The sequence below is a fragment of the Lishizhenia sp. genome (assembly GCF_057456495.1).
The window spans coordinates 1-23,827 of sequence record NZ_JBVCPV010000018.1 but is presented as its reverse complement, the minus strand read 5'-3'; the positions used below and the strand labels follow the sequence as shown (position 1 = coordinate 23,827).

Here is a 23,827-nt window from a genome sequence, read left to right as displayed (position 1 = left end):
TTCTCCACAACATTTTTGTCGATACGAGGCACATAGTACATCCCGTCCGTAAAAGCAATAGAAGCCATTTTCGCCAAATTGTGGTAACCTCGCTTGTTTTTAGCCAACAATACAATTTGGTAACCGTTGTCTTTGTTACTTTTATCTAAGTGATCTCTACACACATTAAACTCACACCCGATTATAGGCATCAGTTCCTTTTTTGTATAGGGTTCTCCTTTTTCTTCTGCTTCAGCTCGTTCCGCTTTAATCTTATCGTTATGCTGGGTAATGTACTTTTCGAAGTGAAAAGCCGCCATCATGTTTCCTGTATCCGTAAGGGCTACCGCCGGCATATCTAAAGCTGCCGCTTTTGCAATCAATCCTTTGATATCCGTTGTAGATTGAAGAATAGAAAACTGACTATGATTATGAAGGTGAGTAAAGTTAACTCCCTCTAATTTTTCAAGTCCTTCCTTAATTTCAGCCTTAGAAACACTAGAAGTATCCGTTTTTAATTTGGCAGATTCTTCTTTTAAGTTGAGGTGGGTTAAGCCTACCCCTTCTATCATATTCGGGTTTACCGAAATGAAGTTATCGAAGTATTCTCTTTCTACTTCAAGCTCTTCGTCTGTAAAAACCTCTCTACGAATCAATTCAAAGAAACAACGCGTAGTTGCCTCCACATCGGCAGTTGCGTTGTGGGCTTCAGCAAAGGGTTGTTGGAATAAAAATTCGTGTAATTCTGTAAGGGTTGGTAATTTAAACTTACCTCCTCTACCTCCAGGTATCTTACACAAGTTCGCAGTAATCTCAGTACAGGTATCTAAAACGGGCATGTCTGCCATCGGAGAATCCACGCTTTGACGGAAGAACTCACAACCCATAATATTAACATCGAACCCAACATTTTGTCCGACCACAAATTTTGCCTTAGAAAGCGCAATGTTGAATTCCTCCAATACCATGTTCAGGTCTTCCCCTTGCGCCATGGCTAATTCAGTAGAAATACCGTGTATACGTTCCGCATCGAAAGGAATATCAAATCCATCCGGTTTTACCAGGTAATCTTTCGCCTCAATTAAGCGCCCCATATCATCGTGGAGCTGCCAAGCGATTTGTATACACCTCGGCCAGTTATCCGTATCTGTAATGGGAGCGTTCCAATCTCTCGGTAAACCTGTAGTTTCCGTATCAAAAATTATGTACATAGTGCTGGATTCTTTGCGAAAAGTAAAGATACAATTCTAGTACTTTTTGACCCGATAAAGTTACCCGAAGTTTTACACAAGTTTTACAGGTGACATAGGATGGCTTTGAGCATAAATTATTTAGCCCTTTTTAGGCTACCCTGCTGCTTTTCTAACGCTCCTTCGCGATTGTATCGCGGAAAGCACTTATTTAAAATCCAGAATTAAAATCTAATTCTAAAAAGAAAAGCACCGCCGGGCCAACGCTGCTACGCCTCTCCCACCTTTCTTTTCAACTACATTCTCCCAAAAGCTTCTAAAGTCGCTTTCTGTAAAATAAGTTTCAAAACAAAGTTGGTCTACGGGGTATACGCTTTTGTCCCTGGTAGACATTCTTTACCCTATAAGTTTTACTGGGTGTTGTATTTTCTTTTTGGGAGTGAGCACTTTAAAAATTTGAATTGAACTGAAACTAAATATTTAATAATCAAATCTTATACTATCCTCAATAAATATATTTTTATTTCTATCCATTACCAAACACTTGACTTGATCTCTATAGGTATAAAATTCACAAAAATACACGCTGTCAGGAACAACAAATGAAATTAGCCTAATTCTTTGAGCGCCATATTTTTCAGTTAAATATTTCGAGATATCATTGAACTCTCTATTCCCCACATGTTCAACAAACCCATCTTTAGAAAATCTCATGTAATCATTTAAAAATAAAGTTTGATTCATGTTATTCAATTTATTTGAAAAATTACACGAATAAGAAATTAATACACTTACTAAAATTATACTCAATTTACCCATTTAGTACTCTATCTTTTTTCTTCCATTCTCTAATAGCGGACTTCCCATTTAATTATTTGATTCACCTATTACATCTTCAATTTCTTTAGCCGTATATTTAATTGGATACAGGGTGATACTTAGCGGCAACTTTTCACTTGATATGTCTACAATAACTTTTTCATAATACAATGTTTCACAGACTAATCTATACTTATTACATCTCATATTATTTTCAAAAGTAAGCTTGTAGGTGTAATTTGTCGAATCACATTCGATGTATTTCCCGTACAAAATTTGGTTATTTGAATCGCAAATTTGTTTCAAATATATTCTTCCTGAAAACACATCATTATTAACCAATTCAACATTAACTACCATCGAATCTAACTGTCCATATGTATAATTAACAATATAAAACATTAAAAATATTAGACTTTTCATACCCGACATATTTTATTAATTAAGTTTTCTCCTGCTGCTATTCTAACTCCTTCGCTATTGTATTGCGTATGGAACGAACGTGAAAATTAACATCCTCTCACTAATCCAAACGCCCACATGAATCCTCCAACTCCACTATCTTTTGTAATAATTCAATATCATATTCAGCTTGAAGGTTATTTTCTAATATATAACTAAGGACATAACCGGAATTTAACATAGGATGTCTTTTCCTATCAAAACCTATATCATTAAAAACTTGAAACGCTAAAAACCTCGCCACCTCTCCATGTTCATTCAACAAATTAAATCCCTGACAATAATTTTCTTTTTGATATTTATATAACTTCAGTACTATTTCAAATCTACCCCTCTGATTATCTATTTCATGATCCTGATAATATTTTAATGTTTTTAAAAGCTCATTATTCTTTTTCAAACACACATTTAAACTCACACTGTTTGGTTCAAACATTTCAATTAAGCTATCTAGATTTTTAATCGTGTCATACTGAACTGTATTCTGATCATCGATTATCAATTCAGGTCCATGATTCTTATTTATCTTATCTGATTCATGCCTACATCCAAGGCACAAAAACAACAATAGACAAAGTAAAATATTCCCAACCGGCAGCTTAATATTTTCAAGTTGTTTCATATGAACAAAATCATTCCGGATCACTAAATGCTGGATTGGTAATAAAACTACTATCGGTTAAACAATGCAAGAAAGCCAAAACTGCATTCTTCTCATATTCGTCTAATTGTACACCGCCTTGGAAAGCAAATTCTATCATGGGGTCAAGGGTAGGACTTTGTTGAATCCCTGTTGAGTAATGGTCAATCACTTCTTCTAAGGTCGCAAAACGACCATCATGCATGTAAGGGGCTGTAAGGGCTATATTTCTCAAGGTTGGAACTTTGAATTTTCCTTCATCATTGGCGTCTCCTGTTACCTCTGCCCTTCCTAAATCTGTAAACGTAGCATCCAAACCATTATTACGGAGCCCTTCAATTTGTGCCATAGGTCCACTGTGACAATGAATACAATCCGCACCATTCAAACTTTTAAACAACTCGTAACCTTCTAACTCCTGATTGGTAATCGCATTATACCGAACCGTTTCAGCATCGCTGAGCGCTATTCCATTTTCTACTTTGTACAATATATCATACTCGGCATTCCCAGAAATCATGGTACGAATAAATTGAGCTACAGCTTTAGCCACATGTGTAGAATCATACTCATAGGTCCCAAAAGCTTCAAAGAACATGGCATTATACTTCACATCATCTTTTAACTTGAGTACCGCATTTGTCCAACTCTCGTGCATTTCAATAGGGTTAGGAACCGGCTCTAGAATTTGCTCTTCTAAAGTTTTGGACCTACCATCCCAAAAGAAAAAATGTTGATACCCTAAATTGACCAAAGCCATAGAGTTTCTATTTCCAGCAATCCCATCTATACCTGTAGAGGTCACTTCTCCATCAGAAAAAGAAAGATTTGGGGCATGACAAGAGGCACAACTCATGGTATTATCACCACTTAACCTTTCTTCATAAAAAAGATGTCGCCCGAGCTTTACACCTTCTTTGGTCATAGGATTATCCGCTGGAATATCCATTTTTGGAAAATGACTGGGCTCCTTTAAAACATAGGGTGTGGGTGAATAACTCACCACCTCCTCTTTACATGAGAAAACCAAAAGAGATAATAGCACAAAAAAGAATGCTTGCTTCATTACTTCGTTAAAGATTTTTCAAAATTATTCAATGCTTTTTGGGCCAAGACATCCATTTGACCTCCTTCATGAATAGAATGTTCTGAATTTACATGAATCGTGTCTGTAGAACCGTAAAAGAAATCATGCATCTCAAGATACAAATAAGCGCAATGAGTAGAGTCATTGATTTCTTTCGTAGTTACGTTTGTAAAACTCATACTTCTTAAATTCACATCTTTACCCACATGGTAAACAAAAGAATGATCATAGTTTTCCTGACCATCCATGAGCGTATCAGCCTTTCCTTCTACGGCAATAAAAATATAACCAGGGTCCCATCCCCAATGTAAGCCATCAACATTGGCAATATTCAAATCTTCATCATTCCCAAAAACCGTTGGATCTTGATGATTTAAATGATAGTTAACGCCTAAAAAAAACTGTAATTCTAACAAGTCATTCACAAGGTTCTTACCCTTATATAAATAGTCATTCTTTTCGAAGTTAAACAAGGCTCCTTCCTTGGTTGCACCATTATTGTTTGCATTCAAGTTCGTAGCAAAAAATGCAATTCTTTCGAATTTATACCCAACATTATCAACCCCCGTGTATCCTGTGTTCAACTCCATTTCTTCTCCGTTAAAAAGAGGAACAACCTTAATTTGAAAGTAGTGATTTGGCGTTGTATCTACTCTTTCTTTACAAGAAGAAAGAAGAATTAACCCTACGAATATAAATGAAGTAATTATTGATTTCATGGCATCCTTTTTTAGAATAACGATTAAAGATAACATTTCGTTTCCTAAGCTTGTTTATATTTATGACAAACCTTGGAAATAATTGGGATGGAGCAAGCATTGAGATCAGCAGATTTAAAAATACTAAGTGCCTCAGCAGGTAGTGGTAAGACCTTTAATTTGGTGCAAGAATTTTTAAAACTCACGCTTACACATGGCGAAAAAGGAAAGTTCTCAAGCATTATTGCCATGACCTTTACTAACAAGGCATCACTCGAAATGAAAGAGCGTATTATTGACGCGCTAGATTTACTTTCTAATGTTTACACCGAGGATGCTCAGCTTCAAAAGAAAAGACAATTATTACTTGAAACCACTACCATTAACACAGGTCTCAAGAAAGAAGAAATAGAAACAAAAGCGCGTTTAGTGCTAAAAGAAATCCTGCATCACTTTGAAGAATTCAATGTATTGACCATAGATAAATTCAGCTTGCGATTGATACGAACTTTCGCAAGAGATTTGGACATACAGCAAGACTTCAAGGTTGTTCTCGAAGAAAAAAAATTACTGGAACAGGTAGTAGATGAGTTACTTTCTAAAATTGGAACGGAAGACAACAAAAGATTAACTTCACTCGCCGTGCGCTATGCGAAAGCCAATTTAGACGAAGGTGAAAAATGGAATTTCCGTAAAAACCTGATTGACTTCAGTTCTGTTCTGATCAAAGAGTCTAACCAAGAATTTGTGCAGAAAGTACTTGAAAAAGACTACACTTCTGAAGAATACGACGGAATAAATGCTCACCTCAAACATATCAAGTTAGAGTTTGAAGGAAAAATAACATCTTGGATAGAACACTTTAACACCTACGGTTTAACCAAGGGTGATTTACCGGGAGGCGTTAATGGAGTATTGGGTTTACCCGATAAATTGAATAAAATGTTAGGGGCCACTCCTCAACGCTTAAAAACATACAAAGCCGTTGAAGAAGCCCTTGCTGGTACAAACTTAAAGGCCTCGCATGTTTTCCCAGATGCTTTAAAGCAATCGATAATTGGACTGTACACAGACACCAATAAACTGGCTGACGAATACTTCTGTTACAATTTATTGCGCAAGAATTTTTACAACCTTGCTCTCTTAAAATATGTAGGAGAACAACTGCAAAACATTCGTAAAGACGAAAGTATTATTCGTATTTCGGAGTTTAACGCGATGATATCCAAACTGATTTCTGAAGAAAACGCACCTTACATTTACGAAAGATTAGGTACAAAATTCAGTCACTACCTACTCGATGAGTTCCAAGACACCTCGCGTTTACAATGGTTGAATCTAATTCCATTGTTGCACGAGTCCATTTCTCAAGGTCATTTTAACTTAATTGTAGGAGATCCTAAACAAGCTATTTATAGGTTTAGAAATGGATTGGTAGAACAGTTTATTGAACTTCCAGAAATATACAACCCTGAACAAGATCCAAAACTAGGAGCAATTTCGCACCAGTTTAAGGTACAAGGGGAAAAACTTCCCTTAGAAGACAACTGGCGATCTTACAAGAACATTGTGGAGTTTAATAACGCCTTTTTCCCAGAGTTCATCGTTCCTTTACACAAAGACATGCAAGCGGCTTACCACGACGTAATTCAAAATCCGAAAGGAAAAGATGGTGGCTATGTTTACTTCAATCACTTTACAGAGAAAATGAACAACTCTGAATATGAAGAAGTGGAATTGGGCAGCATACACCAGTGGATTAGAGAATGTGAGGCAGATGGTTTTAAACGTGGTGACATTTGTTTATTGGCCAGAAATGCAAGCGACGGAAGACGTTGGGCGCAATACTTAACCAAACAAGAAGAAAACTATAAGGTGGTTAGTTCTGACAGTTTGGCCATAGGCGCAGATAAATCCATACAGCTATTTGTAGATTACCTCAACTTAAGAAGGAACTACAACAACTTCACGAAACAAACTCAATTTGCAGTAAGTTTTATTACACGTCAAGGCCTAGATCCTTTGGAAGAACTTCAAAGTTTCTGGGATGGAAGAGTAGGAAGATTAAACATGGATTTATTTGTTGAACACTACTTTGAAACGAAGGAAAAACTCGTTTTCAACTATGACAACCTCTACGATTTAGGTCAGCAATTTGCCCGCTTATTTAAAGTGGATGAGTTGAACAATCCTTACCTCCATCACCTGATGGAAATGTTACAGGATTTTGACGTAAATGAAGGTCCAGACACTAGAGCATTCCTAGATTTCTGGAACAGCGGCGGAAGTACGCAAACGGTTCAAATTCCAGAAAATGACGAAGCCATCAAAATAATGACGGTGCACAAATCGAAAGGATTAGAATTCCCTGTGGTGATGCTTCCAAACCTGGGATGGAAAATTAAAATGGATGAAAAAGTCTTTGTAGAAGACGACCAAGAAGTTTACTATACCTCCCTGAAAAAGAAGGATGCTCCTGGATTCATTATAGACCATTACGAAGAAGAAAACTTCAAAAAATTAATGGATGAATTCAACCTATTGTATGTAGCCATGACACGCCCCGTACAACGTATGTACGCGAATGTCCGTAAAAACGCTGAAGGCTATGTAGAAGATTTCGTTGCCAAACATTTGGCAGACATACAACATCCATCTCTACTAAAAAAAGAAGAAGAAGGAATTATTCAATACAGCTTCGGTGAAAAAACATTAAACACATCTACAGCGGAAGAACATACAGAAATATTCCGACCTGAAGCACTGAACGATTACCTGTGGTTCCCTGAAATCAGCTTGCAAGACAAGGAAGCTCTGGAGGAAGAAGATTTGAGTAGAGAAAGACGCTACGGAAATCAATTACACTATTTACTCTCTAAAGTGAATGACTTGGAGGAGCTTCCTCAAAAAATTAGAGCCCTAAAAATTCAAGGTAGACTAGAGCAAGAAATGCTGGAAGAACTTGAACAAGATGCTGAAAAAGCCTTAACCAACATAAAGTATAAACAACTCTTGGCCCAGGCTACGAAAATCATGAATGAGCAAGAGATTATATTGGATAAAGATGATATTAAACGTCCTGACAAATTGATTTTAACCAAAGACGGCGTAATACTTATTGACTACAAAACAGGGAAACAACAAAAAAAGGATGAAGCACAAGTGAAAAACTATGCCTTTGCCTTGAGAGAGTTAGGTTTTAGTGTGGTAGAAGGGTATTTATTCTACTTGAAAGAAAATGAATTAAAAAAAGTGTGTTAGAAATCAAGATGGATTGGGTGTACTTCGAATTTTAACCATGTAACTATTGGTAAATGATCGGATAAATCTCTAAACCCATCCAACCCTTCACATTGTTTCACCTCATCCAAGACAACTCCCTTCCCAAAAGACATACGCTCTGCTGTCCAGAAGAAATTATCAAATTCATGATTCAAGTAAACTCCATTTTTACACCTCCTTTTTAAACTTGTAGGTTGATCGTCTAATACGTTTTTCATTCCTTGCTCATACAAGCTCGACCAAGCCGAATGATCTTCGTCTAAATTAAAGTCACCACAAATAAGGATGTTCTTTACTTGAGAACTATCTATTATCTCCGACAAGTGAACCACTTCTAACTCCGGTTTTTTACCTGCACTAACGGCATGAAAAGTAGAGATAGAAAAAGTATCTATTCCCCGGAGCGGTGAAAACAAAGCTTGAAAAGGCTCTCTGTCGCACTCCTTATCTAAATATGCCAATAGCTTTGGTGTACCCATTAATTTTAAGTTATCAGACTTCCATATAAAAGCATACCGTTCTGAAGCATATGCAGAGCTACTGTTGGTCTTTTCACTTAAGACGTATAGATAATCATCACCCTGCTTATTCAGTTCATTCATGAGTCGATTTACAGCATCCACTCCCCCATCTCCAGCCACTACTTCCTGAATAGCAATTAAGTCATAGGGTTTTAGAATACGCGCAATACGACTTAACTCTTCTTGGTTTTTGGTTTGACCAAAATCTTGAATATTCCAAGAAAGTATAGCAATAGAATCGTAGGTCGCAGTAGTGGTTACTGCTTTACTTGGCGCCAGTACTTTCCTCAACGCGCAGGTATTGAGCAAAAAACCTATGACCAAAATAAATACTATTCCTAAAAGATTCTTCATACAAAAATGAAAATACACAAATAACTAAGTTCTTAGATGTAGCCGAGAGAAAAGTTTCAAACAGGGATAGTACTGATAGCGCCTGAAGGTGTTTTTTATTTGAGGCTTACTTTGGGTAGGGCGACTAAAAGAAGCCTTAGCTAAAGTTTTAGCCGAAACCAAAAACAACAAAGGACTAAAAGGGATAGCCCGGCCGTTTGCCTTAAACACAAAAAAATCCGTGACCAAATCAATGATCACGGATTGCTGTAGTTTACGCTACAATTATTTTAAAGCCTCTAGCTTCTCTTCTAAAATTTTAATTTTTCCAAGAGCGTCTGCTTCTTTTTTCTTCTCACTCGCTACAACTTGCTCTGGAGCGTTGTTTACGAATCTTTCGTTACCTAATTTCTTTTGAACAGAAGTTAAGAACCCTTTTGTGTAGTTCAATTCTTCTTCTAGCTTTTTGATCTCAGCTTCTACATCAATATCATCACCGAAAGGAACGTAGTATTCGTTACCATCAACGATGAAAGAATAGGCGTTTGCCAATTTCTCATCTGAATAAGTTAAGGTAGCTAATCCACCCATCTTAACAATTACAGCATCTAACGCATCACTTGCATCATTGTTTTTCTTGATAGACAAGTCTAACTTGATCTTGTTGGCAATGTTGTTTTGCTTTCTAATATTTCTTAAACCTCCGATTACTTCGAACGCTAAATTGAAATCATTCAACAAGGCTTCGTTTACTGTTTCTAAAGCTGGCCATTGTGCCAAAATGATGTCATCACCTTCTGCTCTCTCTCTCAATAAGTGCCAAATTTCTTCCGCTACGAATGGCGTGAAAGGCTGCATTACTTTCAAAATTTGCTCAAAGAAAGTTTTTGTTGCTTCTAAGGTTGCCGCATCAATAGGCTGCTGGTAACCTGGCTTAATCATTTCTAAGTACCAAGAACAGAAATCATCCCATACTAACTTGTAAGTTCCCATCAACGCATCAGAAATTCTGAACTTGTCGTACTGATCATTGATGTAAGCTAAACGACTGTTAAACTTCGCTTGGAACCACTCGATCGCTTTCTTAGAAGCCTCTGGCTGCTCCATATCTTTTACTTCCCAAGAACTTACTAAACGGAAGGCATTCCATACCTTGTTCGTAAAGTTACGTCCTTGCTCACACTGGCTTGAGTCAAACGGTAAATCGTTACCTGCAGGAGAGCTTAACAACATCCCTACACGTACACCATCAGCACCGTACTTCTCAATCAACCCAATTGGATCTGGAGAATTACCTAATGATTTAGACATCTTTCTTCCTAACTTATCTCTAACGATACCTGTGTAGTATACGTTTTTGAAAGGAATTTGTCCGCCCATATATTCTTTCCCTGCAATGATCATACGAGCTACCCAGAAGAACATAATCTCTGGAGCCGTTACCAAGTCATTGGTTGGGTAGTAATAATTAATTTCCTCGTTGTTTGGCTGCGTTAACCCGTTGAAAACAGAGATAGGCCATAACCAGCTAGAGAACCATGTATCCAATACATCCTCATCTTGCTTAAGCTCTGCCTCAGTGATTGTTCTTCCACTCTTCTCTGAAGCTAATTTTAAAGCTTCTTCTAGCTCTTTAGCTACAACAAAATCGTCAGCTCCTTCACCGTAATACCAAGCTGGAATTCTGTGTCCCCACCACAATTGGCGAGAAATACACCAGTCTTTAATGTTTTCCATCCAGTGCTTGTAAGTATTCTTCATGTTGTCTGGGTGGAATTTAATCTCTCCATCCATTACCGCGTCCAATGCTGGCTTAGACAACTCTTTCATATCTACGAACCACTGTAAAGAGATTCTTGGTTCAATTACCGCATCTGTTCTTTCAGAGAAACCAACTTTGTTAATGTAGTCTTCTACCTTAACCATGTATCCTTTCTCCTCCAATTCTTTGGCAATCTCTTTTCTTACCTCAAATCTATCTTTACCTGCGTAGTGCAACCCGTTTTCGTTTAGGGTACCATTCGCATTTAAAATATCTATCGTTTCTAGGTTGTGCTTCTTCCCTAAATCGTAGTCATTCACATCGTGTGCAGGAGTAATCTTCAAACATCCTGTACCGAATTCCATATCTACATACTCATCAGCTATTACAGGAATACTTCTGTTAGCGATAGGAACGATAACTTTCTTTCCATGCAAATTTGCAAAACGTGCATCGTTAGGGTTAACACAAATCGCAACGTCACCTAAAATCGTTTCTGGACGCGTAGTTGCAATAGTTAACCAATCGTCTTCTGTACCTTCTATCTTGTAACGTACATTAAACAATTTAGAGTTTACTTCTTTGTGAATTACCTCTTCATCACTCAATGCAGTTTGCGCTTCAGGATCCCAGTTAATCATACGTGCTCCACGGTAAATCTTTCCTTTTTGGAAAAGATCAATGAAAACGTTGATTACAGATTCTGAATACTCCTCATCCATGGTAAAGCTTGTTCTTTCCCAATCACAAGAAGCTCCTAATTTCTTTAACTGATCTAAAATAATTCCACCATGCTTATCTTTCCATTCGTAAGCATGCTCCATAAACTCATCACGTGTAAGGTCAGACTTCTTAATTCCTTCCTGACGTAATTTGTTTACCACTTTCGCTTCTGTAGCAATAGATGCGTGATCGGTACCTGGTACCCAACAAGCATTTTTACCTTGCATACGTGCACGACGGACTAAGACATCCTGAATAGTATTGTTCAACATGTGTCCCATGTGCAGGACCCCTGTTACGTTGGGTGGCGGTATAACCACAGTATAAGCCTCTCTATCATCTGGCGTACTGTGAAAATATCCTTTATTCATCCAATGCGAATACCATTTTTCTTCAGCCTTGGTAGGCTCGTATGTCTTAGGAATTTCCATGTGTTAAAATATTTGCGGGCAAAGATAATTAAATTAAGGCAGAGAAGCCCATGGAAAGCGGGCCAATATTGTTGCGTAAATAAATAAAGTAATCGAGCGTAATTTTTTGGGCCAACAATCGCGCTATACGCTAAAGTCCTCTCCCCAAAAATCTTGGGGATGCGGGCTACCGCTACTATCGCTGTTTGAAACGCGAGAGCTCTATTTCTTTTTCTTTTTTTGAGGAACTGGATCATCACCAAAACCACCCCAGGGGTGACAACTGGCAATTCTTTTGGCAGCGAGCCAAGTACCTTTAAAAGGTCCCCACACTTTAAGTGCCTCTACAGCATAGGCCGAGCACGTTGGGTTATACCTACATGCGGCCGGTGTTAACGGCGAAATCAGGTTTTGGTAGAGTTTTACCAAAAGTATAAGCGGAGCAATTGCTATTTTTTTGAGGATGTTCACAGAGGCTAAAGGTAAAATGAATTTCTTTAAGGTGTTATTTAAAGGAACAAAAATCAACACGAGTGTCTTGCTCTTATGCTGTCATTCAATCTACACCTTCAACTAAAAGGTATAAAATTCTTTTCCTGCTACAGGTAAACACACCGAAAAATCGAATATACAGAAGTCTTACCTATCACGGCGCTCTAACCTAGGAGGTAAAAACCAAAAAACTTTTCCTGCAAATTTCTCTTTATCAAAGAAAAGCTCTATCTTTGCGGGCTCAAATAAAATGTTTAATTATGAATAACTACGAAACTGTTTTCATTTTAACTCCCGTTTTGTCTGAAGATCAGGCAAAGGAAGCAGTAAAAAAGTACGAAGAGGAAATTAAAGCTCTTGGTGGAAACGTTACTCACTCTGAGTCTTGGGGACTTAAGAAGTTGGCTTACCCTATCCAGAAGAAAACTACTGGATTCTACTTCATGTTAGAATTTGAAGGAGAAGGTAAAGAAATCGCTGATTTAGAAGTTGCTTTCAAACGTGACGAAAGAGTAATGCGCTTTTTAACTACTAAAATGGACAAGCACCACAAAGCGTGGGCTGACAAAAGAAGAGCTAGAAAATCTGCTAAGGCGGAAGCTTAATTTATTAATCGTATAAAAAGAGAATCATGGCACAAAATGATATCAGATATTTGACTCCGATTAACATCGAAATCAATAAAGACAAGTACTGTCGTTTTCAAAAAAGTGGAATTAAATTTGTTGACCACAAAGACGCAGATTTCTTATTAAAGCTAGTTAACGAGCAAGGTAAAATTTTACCAAGAAGAGTTACTGGTACTTCTGCAAAATTCCAGAAAAGAGTAAACAAAGCAATTAAAAGAGCGCGTCATTTAGCTATCTTACCATACGTTGGTGATCAGTTAAAATAAGACCCGGTTATTGTTGAATTTTTAAAAATATTGAACGATGGAAATCATTTTAAAGAAAAACGTTGATAACTTAGGGTACAAAGACGATGTTGTAACTGTTAAGAATGGATACGCTCGTAACTTTTTGATCCCTCAAGGATACGCTATCATGGCTTCTGCGTCTGCTATTAAAGCACACAACGAAGTATTGAAACAGCGTTCTCACAAAGAAGAGAAAGTTAAAGAAGAAGCTGCTGAACTAGCTGCTAAATTAGAAGGTGTTAAAGTTTCTATTGGAGCAAAAGTTGGTGAAAACGGTAAAATCTTCGGATCTGTTAATACTTTACAATTGGCTGAAGCATTAAAAGCTGCTGGTGTAGAGATTGACCGTAAATCATTAAAAATCAAAGACGAGCCTATTAAAGAGGTTGGTTCTTACGAAGCTGAAGCTAACTTACACAAAGAAGTTAAGCAAGCTTTCACTTTCGAAGTTGTTGGTGAGTAATTCACTACTAATGATATATAAAAAGGCTGTTCATTTCGAACAGCCTTTTTTTTTGTACCCTATTTTTTCAACCCTTTATTTCGGTGGAACAATTCACTGCCTAACTCTTATCCTCCTAACTACATAAAGACCACTTATAAGTACAGACAAGGTATTCTTACACCTCTGCCGTCAATGCTTTAAATTGACACATAATTTCGTTTCAGTATTTCGTTTGAAGACCGTAACTCTATCCCTGCTCCTTCATTCTACTCCTTGCTTCGAACTCTAATGAGGAGCAAAAAGGCCCTCATTCTAGACAATGGGATATGGAAGCAAGTCCCATCCGTATACCACAAGGGTAAAAAAGCCCTAAACTTTTCTACATGATTTAGGTTCACCACTCCCTTTTCAAGAAAACTGAGCACAAAAAAAGGACGATTTCTCAACCGTCCTTTTCTAATTAATTATATCTTCTTTTCTTAAGAGTTCACAACCTCATCGTATTGATCTTGGAACATTTGATCATCTTCAAACCAAGGCGCTACTTTATCTAATAATTCTTTCGCCTTTGCATTTTGACGCATTTGAACATAGATTTTTGCCGTTTCAACAACTCCTATTCGCAACATATCAAAATCTTCTTGCAACCATCCGTCAGTTGTTTCTACTTTATCTAAGAGCTCGTCTGCGTCTTTCCACTTATTACGAGCTGTAGTTTTATCACCTCTGTGGTAACGAATAGCTCCTTCTAAATAGTTTGCTCCGATTTCTTCTCTATCGAACTTGTACATTTTAATTACCCAAGCAAAAGCTCTCCTGTAAGAACCTACCTCAACTTCGTTAGCAATCATCTCCACAAGGTATTGCTTCACTTCAGAGAAAAACTCTCTGTGCTTTTCAAATACAGATCCATCTTTGTCTTTACGCATAAACTTACCAATGTAAGTTAAGGCATCTTTAAAAGCATTCTCATATTCCTCATCTCTATCAGAAATGAAAGAAATATTATAGTAAGCTAAGGCCACGTAGTAATAAGGCTCCGCGTCATTTTTAGTATCGTCCTTTTCAGTGTACTTAACCCCTTGCTTAATTAATTTCTCCCAATTTTTATCGGCCTTGAGTATTAATAAATCTTCGTAAGTCTCTTGTGCAAATGTGCCAAAGCCAATTGTTAATAATAATAGTGTCAATAATTTCTTCATGATACTTGTGTTTTCAACCAATATATTCAAATATTATGCCCTCATATAAGGACATTTGGATTTTAACAAATCCTTAACAGCTTCTTTTTACGCAGAAAAGTAAGCTCAGTTTCAATTTAATCTACTTTAATGCTAAATATTTTCACTTTACCATTACGGGTAGTTCCGTAAAGTTTGCCTTTATACAAAGTTAATGAAAAGGCCAGAGTTTTACTCAGTGATTTCCAACGTTTTCCTCCGTCAAGAGAGTAATCAATACCGTTTCTCCCTGAACAATACAAAATTTCATTTTCTTCATCATAAATCACACATGATCTATAACCATTAGGCATCTTATCTGAAGGCTTCCAAGTTTGTCCTTTGTCTGAAGAAACAAAACAAGTTTTCTTCCTTTTCCCCGGTTCAGTGTAGTTCCCTCCAACAACCACAAAAGTGCTATCATCAATAGACGTCATAGAAAAAGCACCACTACCCTCTCCGCTTTCAAAAGGCATTTCAGTTTTCGTGTATTTCAATTCAACAAACTCACTTTTTTTGAAACTCACCGTATAGAAAACGCTTTTTGATCCTCCGGTTACAAAAACAAAACTTGTATCACTTAACATTTTCAAGGTACTTCCACTGGCTGCATATCCAAACTCCCCATCGGGTGCAGGTATCATGTATGACATATTCGACCAGGTATTCCCATAATCAAAACTGCAATACAAACTAAAAAAACCATTCACCGGGTCTCCCATCATCACAGCTACACCTGTAGAAGTCATATCCAATACATCCAAGAAGACAGAATCAAAAATAACCGTATCTATATAACGTGTAGTTTGACCTTCTACCCACATCAACTTCCCGGTACTTCCCGACTTCATAGTTAGGAGTCCTTGCTGAGAACGATAAAGATCTCGTATTTCTACCATCTCACTACTTCCGTATTGAGCTTTTAAAAGATCCTTTTCTAGATTATAATGATAAAGTATTCCATTGGACGTCCCTAAATACAGCCCCGTACTATCTACATGTATCGCTCTCGCATAACAGGTATCGGCTCCTACTTGTATTTCTTGAATCTGCTCAACTTTCACTTGCCCGTAAACAACTTGGCTCAGCAGGACTAACGCAAATTTTAGTAGTAGTAATTTCTTCATTTAATTTTCTGAATTAATTGATTGAACTTTTCTTTTTGTTGCTCCTTTAATCCCTCGAGATCTTCTGGAATAGTTCGCTTCCATCTTTTGTGGGACCATATCCAAAACTCTGGATGATTGAGGATGGTTGCCTCCATTTCACGGGCATGTTTTTCTGTAATCTCCCCCCAAGTTGTTGACCTTGGATCTTTTTCTAGGACTTTTAAGTACAACCTATAATAACCTCTACTTATCTTTTTCATTTCGTAATAAACGACAGCCGTATTGTAATTAACAGCCAAGTACTCTGGTCCGTATAAAACCGGAGTTAAGTTTCCTAAAAATTGCATCCAATAACTTTTAAGACTATCACCCGGAGATTGATCTGCCAATAACAATACCGCAGCAGGATTTCCAGAGTTCAGGTATTGCTTAAAACAAGCTTTTAGCGCTTTATTATTGGTTACAGTCATCCCGTAACGCTCACGTCGCGCATTCATTTTCTTATTAAAGAAACCATTCGACAAAGGCTTACCAACACCTATTGCCTTATGAGAAAACAAGGCATCCTGAATCAAAATTAACCATTCCCAGTTGTTGTAGTGCCCCCCAACAAACAGCACATCCTTCCCTTCGGCATAAAGTTCTTCCATCACCTCAGGATTCTCCACGGTTACTCTTTTAAGTAAGGATGCTTTAGAAATAGACAATCCTTTAACAGACTCCATCAATAAGTTCGAAAAGTACCTGTAGAACTTACGCACCAAAGCTTTCTTTTCTTTGTTCGAAAGCTTAGGAAAGACTCTTTCTATGTTGGCAATAATTACCTTTTTGCGATACGGCAATACAGAAAGCAATAGTAAATACAGTATATCTCCAATTCCATACAGCAACCAAAGCGGCAGATAGGAGAACGGAAGTATTATTAAATAGTATGCTATTTTCGAAATCATAAGATGCTTCAAATGTAAATAAATAAGGTTAAATCACTTTCTCTAGAAAGCTTTACTTTTTTCTTTCATTGCTCCACTCATTTATTACTTTTGAAAGAGTGAAAAATTTACTTAAAATATTCATACCCATTGGTTGGCTATACGGCAGTGTTATGGCACTTCGAAACATGATGTTCAATCTTGGAATATTAAAAACATATAACGCTAAAATCCCTACCATATCTGTTGGGAATTTGAGCATGGGAGGTACTGGAAAAACACCGCATGTTGACTTCCTGATTTCTCACTTTAAAAGCAAATTTCAACTTGCGGTTTTATCGAGAGGTTATGGTAGAAGAACCAAGGGATATTTAAAAGTCACCGAGCATTCTTCCGCTGAAACCGTTGGTGACGAACCTTTACTTTACAAACTTAAACATAAAGAGGAAATAGAGGTTGCCGTTTGCGAAGACAGAACTTTGGGGGCTCAAAAACTAGAGCAAGGAGCATTTAACCTATTGATATTAGATGATGCCTATCAACACAGAAAAATAGGCAGAGATTGCAACATACTTATTACAACTTTCGACGAACCTTTTTACAAAGACCATGTTGTTCCTGCAGGAAGACTTAGAGAATATAGAAGAGGGAAAAATAGGGCAAATATTATCGTGGTAAGTAAGTGTCCTAAAAGTTTATCCTCCGAGGATAAAAGGAAAATTGAGCGCAAAATAAACCCATCCAATAAGCAAAAAGTATTCTTTTCGAACATAGATTATGGAGCAATTTTACCCATCAGTTCTCAAGAAGCATGGAACAGTGAAAACTTACCTGAAGAAGTACTTTTAGTAACGGGAATTGCCAACCCTGAACCCTTGCAAAAAGAACTTGAAAAGAAATTTAAAGTAGAATTAATGTCCTTTCCAGACCATCACAATTACACAGTGAATGATCTGAATAAAATTCACACTATTTTTGATACCTTTGTGGGTCAAAATAAGGCCATCATCACAACGGAAAAAGACTTGATGAGATTGAAACAACCACAATTGTTAAAACTCATAGAAAATCGTCCGTGGTATTACCAAAGTATAACGGTAGGCCTTGATGAAGAAACAAACTTTTTAAAGCAAATAGAAAAACATGTTAGCGCAAATAAATGAGGCGGTAAGCTTCCTTCAAAATAAAGTAGATTTCCAACCTGAGTTTGGAATTATTTTAGGTACTGGATTAGGTGGTTTAGTGAAAGAAATCACTATTTCTCATGAGGTTTCTTATGAGGATATTCCTCACTTCCCTGTTTCTACAGTTGAGAGTCACTCTGGAAAATTAATTTTTGGAGAACTTGGAGGGAAAAAAGTTGTAGCAATGCAAGGTCGTTTCCACTTTTATGAAGGGTACTCAATGCAAGAGGTTACTTTCCCTGTTCGCGTATTAAAGCAATTAGGAATCCAGCGTTTATTTGTGAGTAACGCATCTGGAGGAGTTAATCCAGACTTCGAGGTTGGTGAAATCATGATTTTAGATGACCACATTGACTTCTTCCCTGGAAATCCTTTAATTGGTAAAAACATCGATGAATTAGGACCGCGTTTCCCGGATATGTCTGATGTATACGACAAAGACATGATTGCAAAGGCAAAAGAAGTTGCTGCCGAAGAAGGAATCAAAGTTTCTACAGGGGTTTACTTAGGATTAACTGGACCAACTTTAGAAACACCAGCAGAATATAGAATGATTAGAACATTGGGGGCTGATGCTGTAGGAATGTCAACCGTTCCTGAAATCATTGTTGCTCGCCACATGGATTTACCATGTTTTGCTATTTCTATCATTACTGATTTAGGAGTTCCTGGAAAAATTAAAAAGGTAAGCGTTGCCGATGTTATTGCAGTTGCCAACCGTCAGGAGCCTAAGATGACAACTATCTTAAAAGAATTAATTACAAAATTATAAATCACTTATACTTTACAAGGTGAGAGAGAATTACGAAGCAGTTATAGGTTTAGAGGTTCACGCCCAAATGCTTACAAAAACAAAAGCATATTCCAACGATGTGAATGAATATGGGGCAATGCCCAATACAAATATTAGTGCAATTACTTTAGGACATCCTGGAACATTACCCGTGATGAACAAAAAGACAATTGAATACGCCATCAAATTAGGATTGGCGTTGAATTGTAACATTGCCGAAGACCAATACTTTGCAAGAAAGAACTATTTCTACCCCGATTTACCAAAAGGTTATCAGATTACGCAGGACAAGACGCCAATCTGTACGGGTGGTTCTGTAAAAATTAAAACCAAAGACGGTGTAGAAAAAGAAATCGGTATTACGCGTATTCACATGGAAGAGGATGCTGGAAAAAGTATTCACGATGTAGATATGTACGACACCTTGGTTGACCTTAACCGTGCCGGTACTCCTTTATTGGAAATTGTAACTGAGCCGGACTTAAGATCTTCTGATGAGGCATATGCTTACCTACAAGAGGTTAGAAAATTATTGAGATACTTGGAGATCTGTGACGGTAACATGGAGGAAGGTTCAATGCGTTGTGACGCCAATATTTCGGTAATGAAAAAAGGGAGTAAAGTGTTTGGTACCAAAGTAGAGGTTAAAAACATGAACTCTATGCGTAATGTACAACGTGCCATTGAATTCGAAATCAATCGTCAGATTGAGGCTTTGGAAAATGGAGAAGAATTGTTCCAAGAAACAAGATCTTTCGATGCATTGAACAACAGTACAATTTCTATGCGTTCTAAAGAAGCGGCGAATGATTACCGTTACTTCCCTGAACCAGATATTCAACCTATTCGCGTAACTGAAGATCAGATTAAAGTTGTAAAAGCAGAAATGCCTGCCTTACCGAATGATTTGTTTGAAAAATACACAAAGGAATACAAGCTTTCTGAATACGATGCAAGCAACCTTATAGAAGCCAAGCCTATCGCTTTATTTTATAACGAGGTTACTTCATTTACTAAAAATTACAAAGCGGCAGCAAACTGGATCATGGGTGATGTTAAATCCTTTTTGAACCAACGCGGATTGGAAATGAAAGACTTCCCAATCTCTGCTGAACAAATCGCTAAATTGATAGGAATTATAGATGAAGGTAAAGTAAGTTCTACTGTAGCTTCTCAATCTATTTTCCCGGCTATGTTAGAAGCTCCAACCAAAGATCCTTTAGCAATTGCTCAAGACTTGAACTTGATACAGGAATCAGATGAGGATAGTATCAAAGATTACATTTCGCAAGTTATCGAACAACATCCAAGTGAAGTGGAACGTTACAGGAGTGGAGAAAAACAACTTACTGGATTCTTTATGGGACAATTAATGCGTCTTTCGAAAGGAAAAGCAGACCCGAAAGCAGCCAATAAGTTAATGAGAGAAATGTTAGAACAATAATGAAAAAAGTGAATAAAATATTCCCTATTATCTGTACAGCTGTGTTACTTACAGCTTGCTCAGATGACAATAACAACACAAACAGCGTTTCGGGTGAAGAAACTGCCGGAGTTCAGCAAAATGTCCCCGCTGAATCAAAGGTTACCCCAACTCAAAACTTGGAACAGAACTTCGTAGTTACGGGTAAGGTTGAAAATGGTATTCATGCCGAAATGGTGGTGGAAACAACAACACCTCGTGGAGTAATTGTTCTGGGTAAATCTCATGCTGATGAAGATGGGAATTTTAAAATTACAGGAAACATTCCAGCTTTAGGTCTTTACCAATTAAGGCTCAATGAAAGCAACCCGAATTCACAGAAGGTTGTACCATTAAGCTTGGTACCGGAAGATTCAGTGAACGTCGTAGTAAACTTCGATGATTTTAACAGTACCCCTAAATATTCTGGTACAGAATGGGCTCCTGTTTTAAATGAATATTTCGAACATTTGTTTGGCTTCCTTTCTTTCCAGAGAAATTTAAAAGATCCTCAAAAGTACAGTCAAGACGAATTGTTAAAAATGATTGTAAAGGAAAGTAAACCTATGGATGACTTCTGTATTGACGCGATTACAAATGATAGCGACAATCCAGCGAACATCATTTTGGTTCAGCAAGTATATCCTAAAGAATATTTAGGTGGATTTGAAAACTGGGATCCAAAAAACCTTGATGTGTTGAGAACAATGCAAGATGGTTTTATGAAGTCATACCCACAAAACCCATTGTCTCAAGCCATAGGTCAACAAGTTAGTCAAATCGAAAATGGATACAATGAATACTTATCTTTCTCTAAAATGAAGGTAGCTCCGGAGATTGCAATGCCGGATCCGAATGGTATTGAAAGAAGATTATCTGACCTTAGAGGAAAATATGTGTTAATTGACTTCTGGGCTTCTTGGTGTGGACCTTGTAGAAAAGAGAATCCAAACGTAGTGCGTTTATACAACAAGTACAAAGACAAAGGATTTGATATCTTTAGTGTTTCACTTGACAAAGATGCCGAAGCATGGAAAAGAGCTATTAAAGCAGACAACCTCAGCTGGGAGAATCACGTCAGTGAATTGAACTATTGGAACTCTTCAGTAATACAGACGTATAAATTCCAAGGAATACCTTTCACTGTTTTAGTAGATAAAAACGGAGAGATTATTGCAAAAGGATTAAGAGGTCAAGCACTTGAAAACAAACTGAAAGAACTTTTAGATTAATAACTAAATAAAAACGAGAACATCAGAATGACTAAAGTATTTATCACATTTTTACTATTCGCAACATCGCTAGTTTACGCACAAGGAACGGGAGAAAAACCTTCTACTATTCACATCGAGCTTAGTGGAACTATATTCAACCTTCCTAATGATACCCTGTACATTTCCCAATTGATGGGAAGACAGTATCACGATTACGATAAAGCTGTTGCCGATAAAAATGGAAACTTTAGTTTTTCTACAGATCTTCCTAACCCCGATTATTATGTACTCAGGTTAGGAAATCATTCTCACTTGAACATTATTTTCCGTGAGAATGATAGTATTCAAGTTTACGGTGATGGTAAAAACATATTGTTCTTTTCTAATATCATTGGTTCACCAGAAAGTACTGACATGAATGACTTTTTGCGTACCTATGAAGTTTTCAAAAGAGATAAGGATAGTGCTACCATGTTGATGAGACAGTTTCCCAATCAACAAAAAGCAATTACACAACAATTTCAACAAAAGTACCTAAGGTTTACAGCAGAACGTTCTAGGTTTACTTCTAATCATAGAAAATCACCTGCATTAATTGCCGTGATTAATACCTATGCTATACCGAACGAGTACAAAGAATACGAAGCTGTAGCTAAAGATTTATTAGAAGGTTTTCCAGAAAGTAACGTGGTTCAAAGTATCCGTCAACAAATGGCGCAACACAAAGCCAAGTATGAATCTTCTCAACTTCTAGCTTCAGGTAAACCAGCACCAGAAATTGCCATGCCTGATGCCAATGGCGACACATTACGTCTGTCTGATTTAAAAGGAAATGTTGTATTAATTGATTTTTGGGCATCATGGTGTGGGCCATGTAGAAGAGAAAACCCGAATGTGGTAAAACTTTATGAGAAATACCACGATGCAGGCTTTGAAGTATTCAGTGTCTCATTAGATGGTAGAAAAGAAAATTGGTTGGCTGCTATAGACGCCGATAATTTAAAATGGGATAGTCACGTAAGTGAGTTAAATAAATGGAACTGTAGTGCACGTGCTGATTATGGTTTTAGTGGAATTCCATTCACCGTTTTAGTAGATAAGGAAGGTAATATCATCTCAACAAATCTGAGAGGAGTAGCATTAGAAAGTGCTTTATCCAGTATATTTGGATACTAAGATGTCACAACACCAAAAAAAGAAGGTTTATTTCGCTTCAGACTTCCATCTGGGCGCACCCAATAAAGAATCAAGTCTCATTCGTGAAAAGCGTATTGTTAAATGGTTAGATACCATAAAAGACGATGCGTTAGAAATATTTCTGGTCGGAGATATATTTGATTTTTGGTTTGAATATAAGGAAGCGATTCCGAAAGGATTTGTTCGCCTTCAAGGCAAAATCGCTTCGTTGACAGACAAGGGTATTCCTGTTCACATTTTCACAGGAAATCACGACATGTGGATCTTTGATTACTTACCAGAAGAACTAGGCGTACAACTGCATAGAGAACCTATAGAAAGAACTTTTTACGGTAAAAAATTCTACATTGGTCACGGAGACGGTTTAGGTCCGGGTGACCGAGGTTATAAAATGATCAAAAAGATATTCAGCAATTCATTCTTCCAATGGTGTTTTGCACGTTTACACCCCAATTTCGGAATCGGAGTTGCGAATTATTCCTCTCGTAAATCAAGAGCAAAAACTGGGAACGACGACGATAAGTACCTGGGAGAAGATAGAGAATGGTTGGTACATCATTGTAAGGATATATTGCAAGAAGAACATTTTGACTACTTCATTTTTGGTCACAGACATTTGCCATTAGACATTCAATTAAATGATAATAGTAGGTATTTAAACCTCGGAGATTGGATTAAGTACTACACTTATGGAGTATTTGATGGAACGGACTTAAAACTCCTTCAAAACACACCAGAAAACGTATTGGGTAAAGCTTATACATTTACCCATCAAAATAAAAAAGGTTAGCGCTCGCTAACCTTTTTTATTTCATCTATTAATTCTATTTCAGCTTTTACGCGAGCCTTGTTCTTTTTATAACGCTCTTTATTATATTCAACTATCTTTTTATCCTTTGCAAACCACTTACACCCAGGTTTAGTGAGATTGGCATGCCTTCCACACATATTTACACGCAT

22 protein-coding genes are annotated in these 23,827 nt (G+C 37.2%); 10 read left to right on the top strand and 12 right to left on the bottom strand.

Annotation, left to right across the window (positions count from 1 at the left end):
- From AC22ZQ_RS02515 to AC22ZQ_RS02490, 6 genes are all read right to left on the bottom strand, one after another.
- A partial coding sequence (locus tag AC22ZQ_RS02515; protein WP_318956994.1) for a PHP domain-containing protein occupies positions 1-1,190 on the bottom strand: 1,190 nt, incomplete at its 3' end.
- A 459-nt stretch (positions 1,191-1,649) separates the two neighbouring features.
- A complete protein-coding gene (locus tag AC22ZQ_RS02510; protein WP_318956993.1) occupies positions 1,650-1,913 on the bottom strand; it encodes a hypothetical protein in 264 nt (87 codons plus the stop codon).
- A 123-nt stretch (positions 1,914-2,036) separates the two neighbouring features.
- Positions 2,037-2,411, bottom strand: coding sequence for a hypothetical protein (locus AC22ZQ_RS02505; protein WP_318956992.1), 375 nt, complete (start codon positions 2,409-2,411; stop codon positions 2,037-2,039).
- A 100-nt stretch (positions 2,412-2,511) separates the two neighbouring features.
- Positions 2,512-3,072 carry a hypothetical protein gene (locus AC22ZQ_RS02500; RefSeq protein ID WP_318956991.1) on the bottom strand — a complete coding sequence of 187 codons (561 nt, stop codon included), beginning with the start codon at positions 3,070-3,072 and terminating at the stop codon, positions 2,512-2,514.
- Between the two features lie 10 nt (positions 3,073-3,082).
- Positions 3,083-4,156: a cytochrome-c peroxidase gene (locus AC22ZQ_RS02495; protein WP_318956990.1), complete on the bottom strand. Its 1,074-nt coding sequence runs from the start codon at positions 4,154-4,156 to the stop codon at positions 3,083-3,085.
- Positions 4,156-4,896, bottom strand: coding sequence for an MbnP family protein (locus AC22ZQ_RS02490; protein ID WP_318956989.1), 741 nt, complete (start codon positions 4,894-4,896; stop codon positions 4,156-4,158). The genes AC22ZQ_RS02495 and AC22ZQ_RS02490 overlap by 1 nt, the downstream gene beginning before the upstream one ends.
- An 87-nt stretch (positions 4,897-4,983) precedes the next feature.
- On the opposite strand from AC22ZQ_RS02490, the gene AC22ZQ_RS02485 reads away from it, so the two are divergent.
- The gene (locus tag AC22ZQ_RS02485; RefSeq protein ID WP_318956988.1) at positions 4,984-8,136 is read left to right on the top strand and encodes a UvrD-helicase domain-containing protein; all 3,153 of its coding nucleotides are present in this window, start codon (positions 4,984-4,986) and stop codon (positions 8,134-8,136) included.
- Here AC22ZQ_RS02485 and AC22ZQ_RS02480 read toward each other — a convergent pair.
- The 3 genes from AC22ZQ_RS02480 to yidD form a co-directional block, all read right to left on the bottom strand.
- Positions 8,133-9,032, bottom strand: coding sequence for an endonuclease/exonuclease/phosphatase family protein (locus AC22ZQ_RS02480; protein WP_318956987.1), 900 nt, complete (start codon positions 9,030-9,032; stop codon positions 8,133-8,135). The genes AC22ZQ_RS02485 and AC22ZQ_RS02480 overlap by 4 nt on opposite strands.
- 264 nt (positions 9,033-9,296) lie before the next feature.
- Entirely contained in the window at positions 9,297-11,927 is a 2,631-nt protein-coding gene (locus AC22ZQ_RS02475; protein ID WP_318956986.1) for a valine--tRNA ligase, read from the bottom strand.
- 201 nt (positions 11,928-12,128) lie between these two features.
- Positions 12,129-12,437 (bottom strand): membrane protein insertion efficiency factor YidD, encoded by a 309-nt coding sequence (gene yidD / locus AC22ZQ_RS02470; protein WP_413468667.1) that lies wholly within the window; start codon positions 12,435-12,437, stop codon positions 12,129-12,131.
- 221 nt (positions 12,438-12,658) lie between these two features.
- On the opposite strand from yidD, the gene rpsF reads away from it, so the two are divergent.
- Genes rpsF through rplI form a run of 3 tightly spaced genes read left to right on the top strand, consistent with a single transcriptional unit; the run spans position 12,659 to position 13,777 of the window.
- Complete coding sequence (gene rpsF / locus AC22ZQ_RS02465; protein WP_318956985.1) at positions 12,659-13,003, top strand: 30S ribosomal protein S6; 345 nt, start codon at positions 12,659-12,661, stop codon at positions 13,001-13,003.
- A gap of 26 nt (positions 13,004-13,029) precedes the next feature.
- Entirely contained in the window at positions 13,030-13,293 is a 264-nt protein-coding gene (rpsR, locus tag AC22ZQ_RS02460; protein WP_090249513.1) for a 30S ribosomal protein S18, read from the top strand.
- A 37-nt stretch (positions 13,294-13,330) separates the two neighbouring features.
- Positions 13,331-13,777, top strand: a complete 447-nt coding sequence (gene rplI / locus AC22ZQ_RS02455; RefSeq protein ID WP_318956984.1) for a 50S ribosomal protein L9 — start codon at positions 13,331-13,333, stop codon at positions 13,775-13,777.
- Positions 13,778-14,238: 461 nt separating this feature from the next.
- Here the strand turns inward: rplI and AC22ZQ_RS02450 are convergent, their stop codons facing one another.
- From AC22ZQ_RS02450 to AC22ZQ_RS02440, 3 genes are all read right to left on the bottom strand, one after another.
- Positions 14,239-14,961, bottom strand: coding sequence for a hypothetical protein (locus AC22ZQ_RS02450; protein WP_318956983.1), 723 nt, complete (start codon positions 14,959-14,961; stop codon positions 14,239-14,241).
- 116 nt (positions 14,962-15,077) lie between these two features.
- Positions 15,078-16,106 carry a beta propeller repeat protein gene (locus AC22ZQ_RS02445; protein WP_318956982.1) on the bottom strand — a complete coding sequence of 343 codons (1,029 nt, stop codon included), beginning with the start codon at positions 16,104-16,106 and terminating at the stop codon, positions 15,078-15,080.
- Positions 16,103-17,038, bottom strand: a complete 936-nt coding sequence (locus tag AC22ZQ_RS02440) for a lysophospholipid acyltransferase family protein (protein ID WP_318956981.1) — start codon at positions 17,036-17,038, stop codon at positions 16,103-16,105. Before AC22ZQ_RS02440 ends, AC22ZQ_RS02445 begins: the two co-directional genes overlap by 4 nt.
- A 98-nt stretch (positions 17,039-17,136) precedes the next feature.
- Between AC22ZQ_RS02440 and lpxK the strand changes: the two genes are divergently transcribed.
- The 6 genes from lpxK to AC22ZQ_RS02410 are packed head-to-tail and all read left to right on the top strand — an operon-like array spanning position 17,137 to position 23,657.
- Complete coding sequence (gene lpxK / locus AC22ZQ_RS02435; protein WP_318956980.1) at positions 17,137-18,180, top strand: tetraacyldisaccharide 4'-kinase; 1,044 nt, start codon at positions 17,137-17,139, stop codon at positions 18,178-18,180.
- Positions 18,161-18,973, top strand: a complete 813-nt coding sequence (locus tag AC22ZQ_RS02430) for a purine-nucleoside phosphorylase (protein WP_318956979.1) — start codon at positions 18,161-18,163, stop codon at positions 18,971-18,973. The genes lpxK and AC22ZQ_RS02430 overlap by 20 nt, the downstream gene beginning before the upstream one ends.
- 19 nt (positions 18,974-18,992) lie before the next feature.
- Complete coding sequence (gene gatB, locus AC22ZQ_RS02425; protein WP_318956978.1) at positions 18,993-20,438, top strand: Asp-tRNA(Asn)/Glu-tRNA(Gln) amidotransferase subunit GatB; 1,446 nt, start codon at positions 18,993-18,995, stop codon at positions 20,436-20,438.
- Positions 20,439-20,446: 8 nt separating this feature from the next.
- Positions 20,447-21,688 carry a TlpA disulfide reductase family protein gene (locus tag AC22ZQ_RS02420; RefSeq protein ID WP_318956977.1) on the top strand — a complete coding sequence of 414 codons (1,242 nt, stop codon included), beginning with the start codon at positions 20,447-20,449 and terminating at the stop codon, positions 21,686-21,688.
- A gap of 27 nt (positions 21,689-21,715) precedes the next feature.
- A complete protein-coding gene (locus AC22ZQ_RS02415; RefSeq protein WP_318956976.1) occupies positions 21,716-22,846 on the top strand; it encodes a TlpA disulfide reductase family protein in 1,131 nt (376 codons plus the stop codon).
- 1 nt (position 22,847) lies between these two features.
- On the top strand, positions 22,848-23,657 hold the full coding sequence (locus AC22ZQ_RS02410; protein ID WP_318956975.1) for a UDP-2,3-diacylglucosamine diphosphatase: 810 nt from the start codon (positions 22,848-22,850) through the stop codon (positions 23,655-23,657).
- Positions 23,658-23,827: the final 170 nt, after the last annotated feature.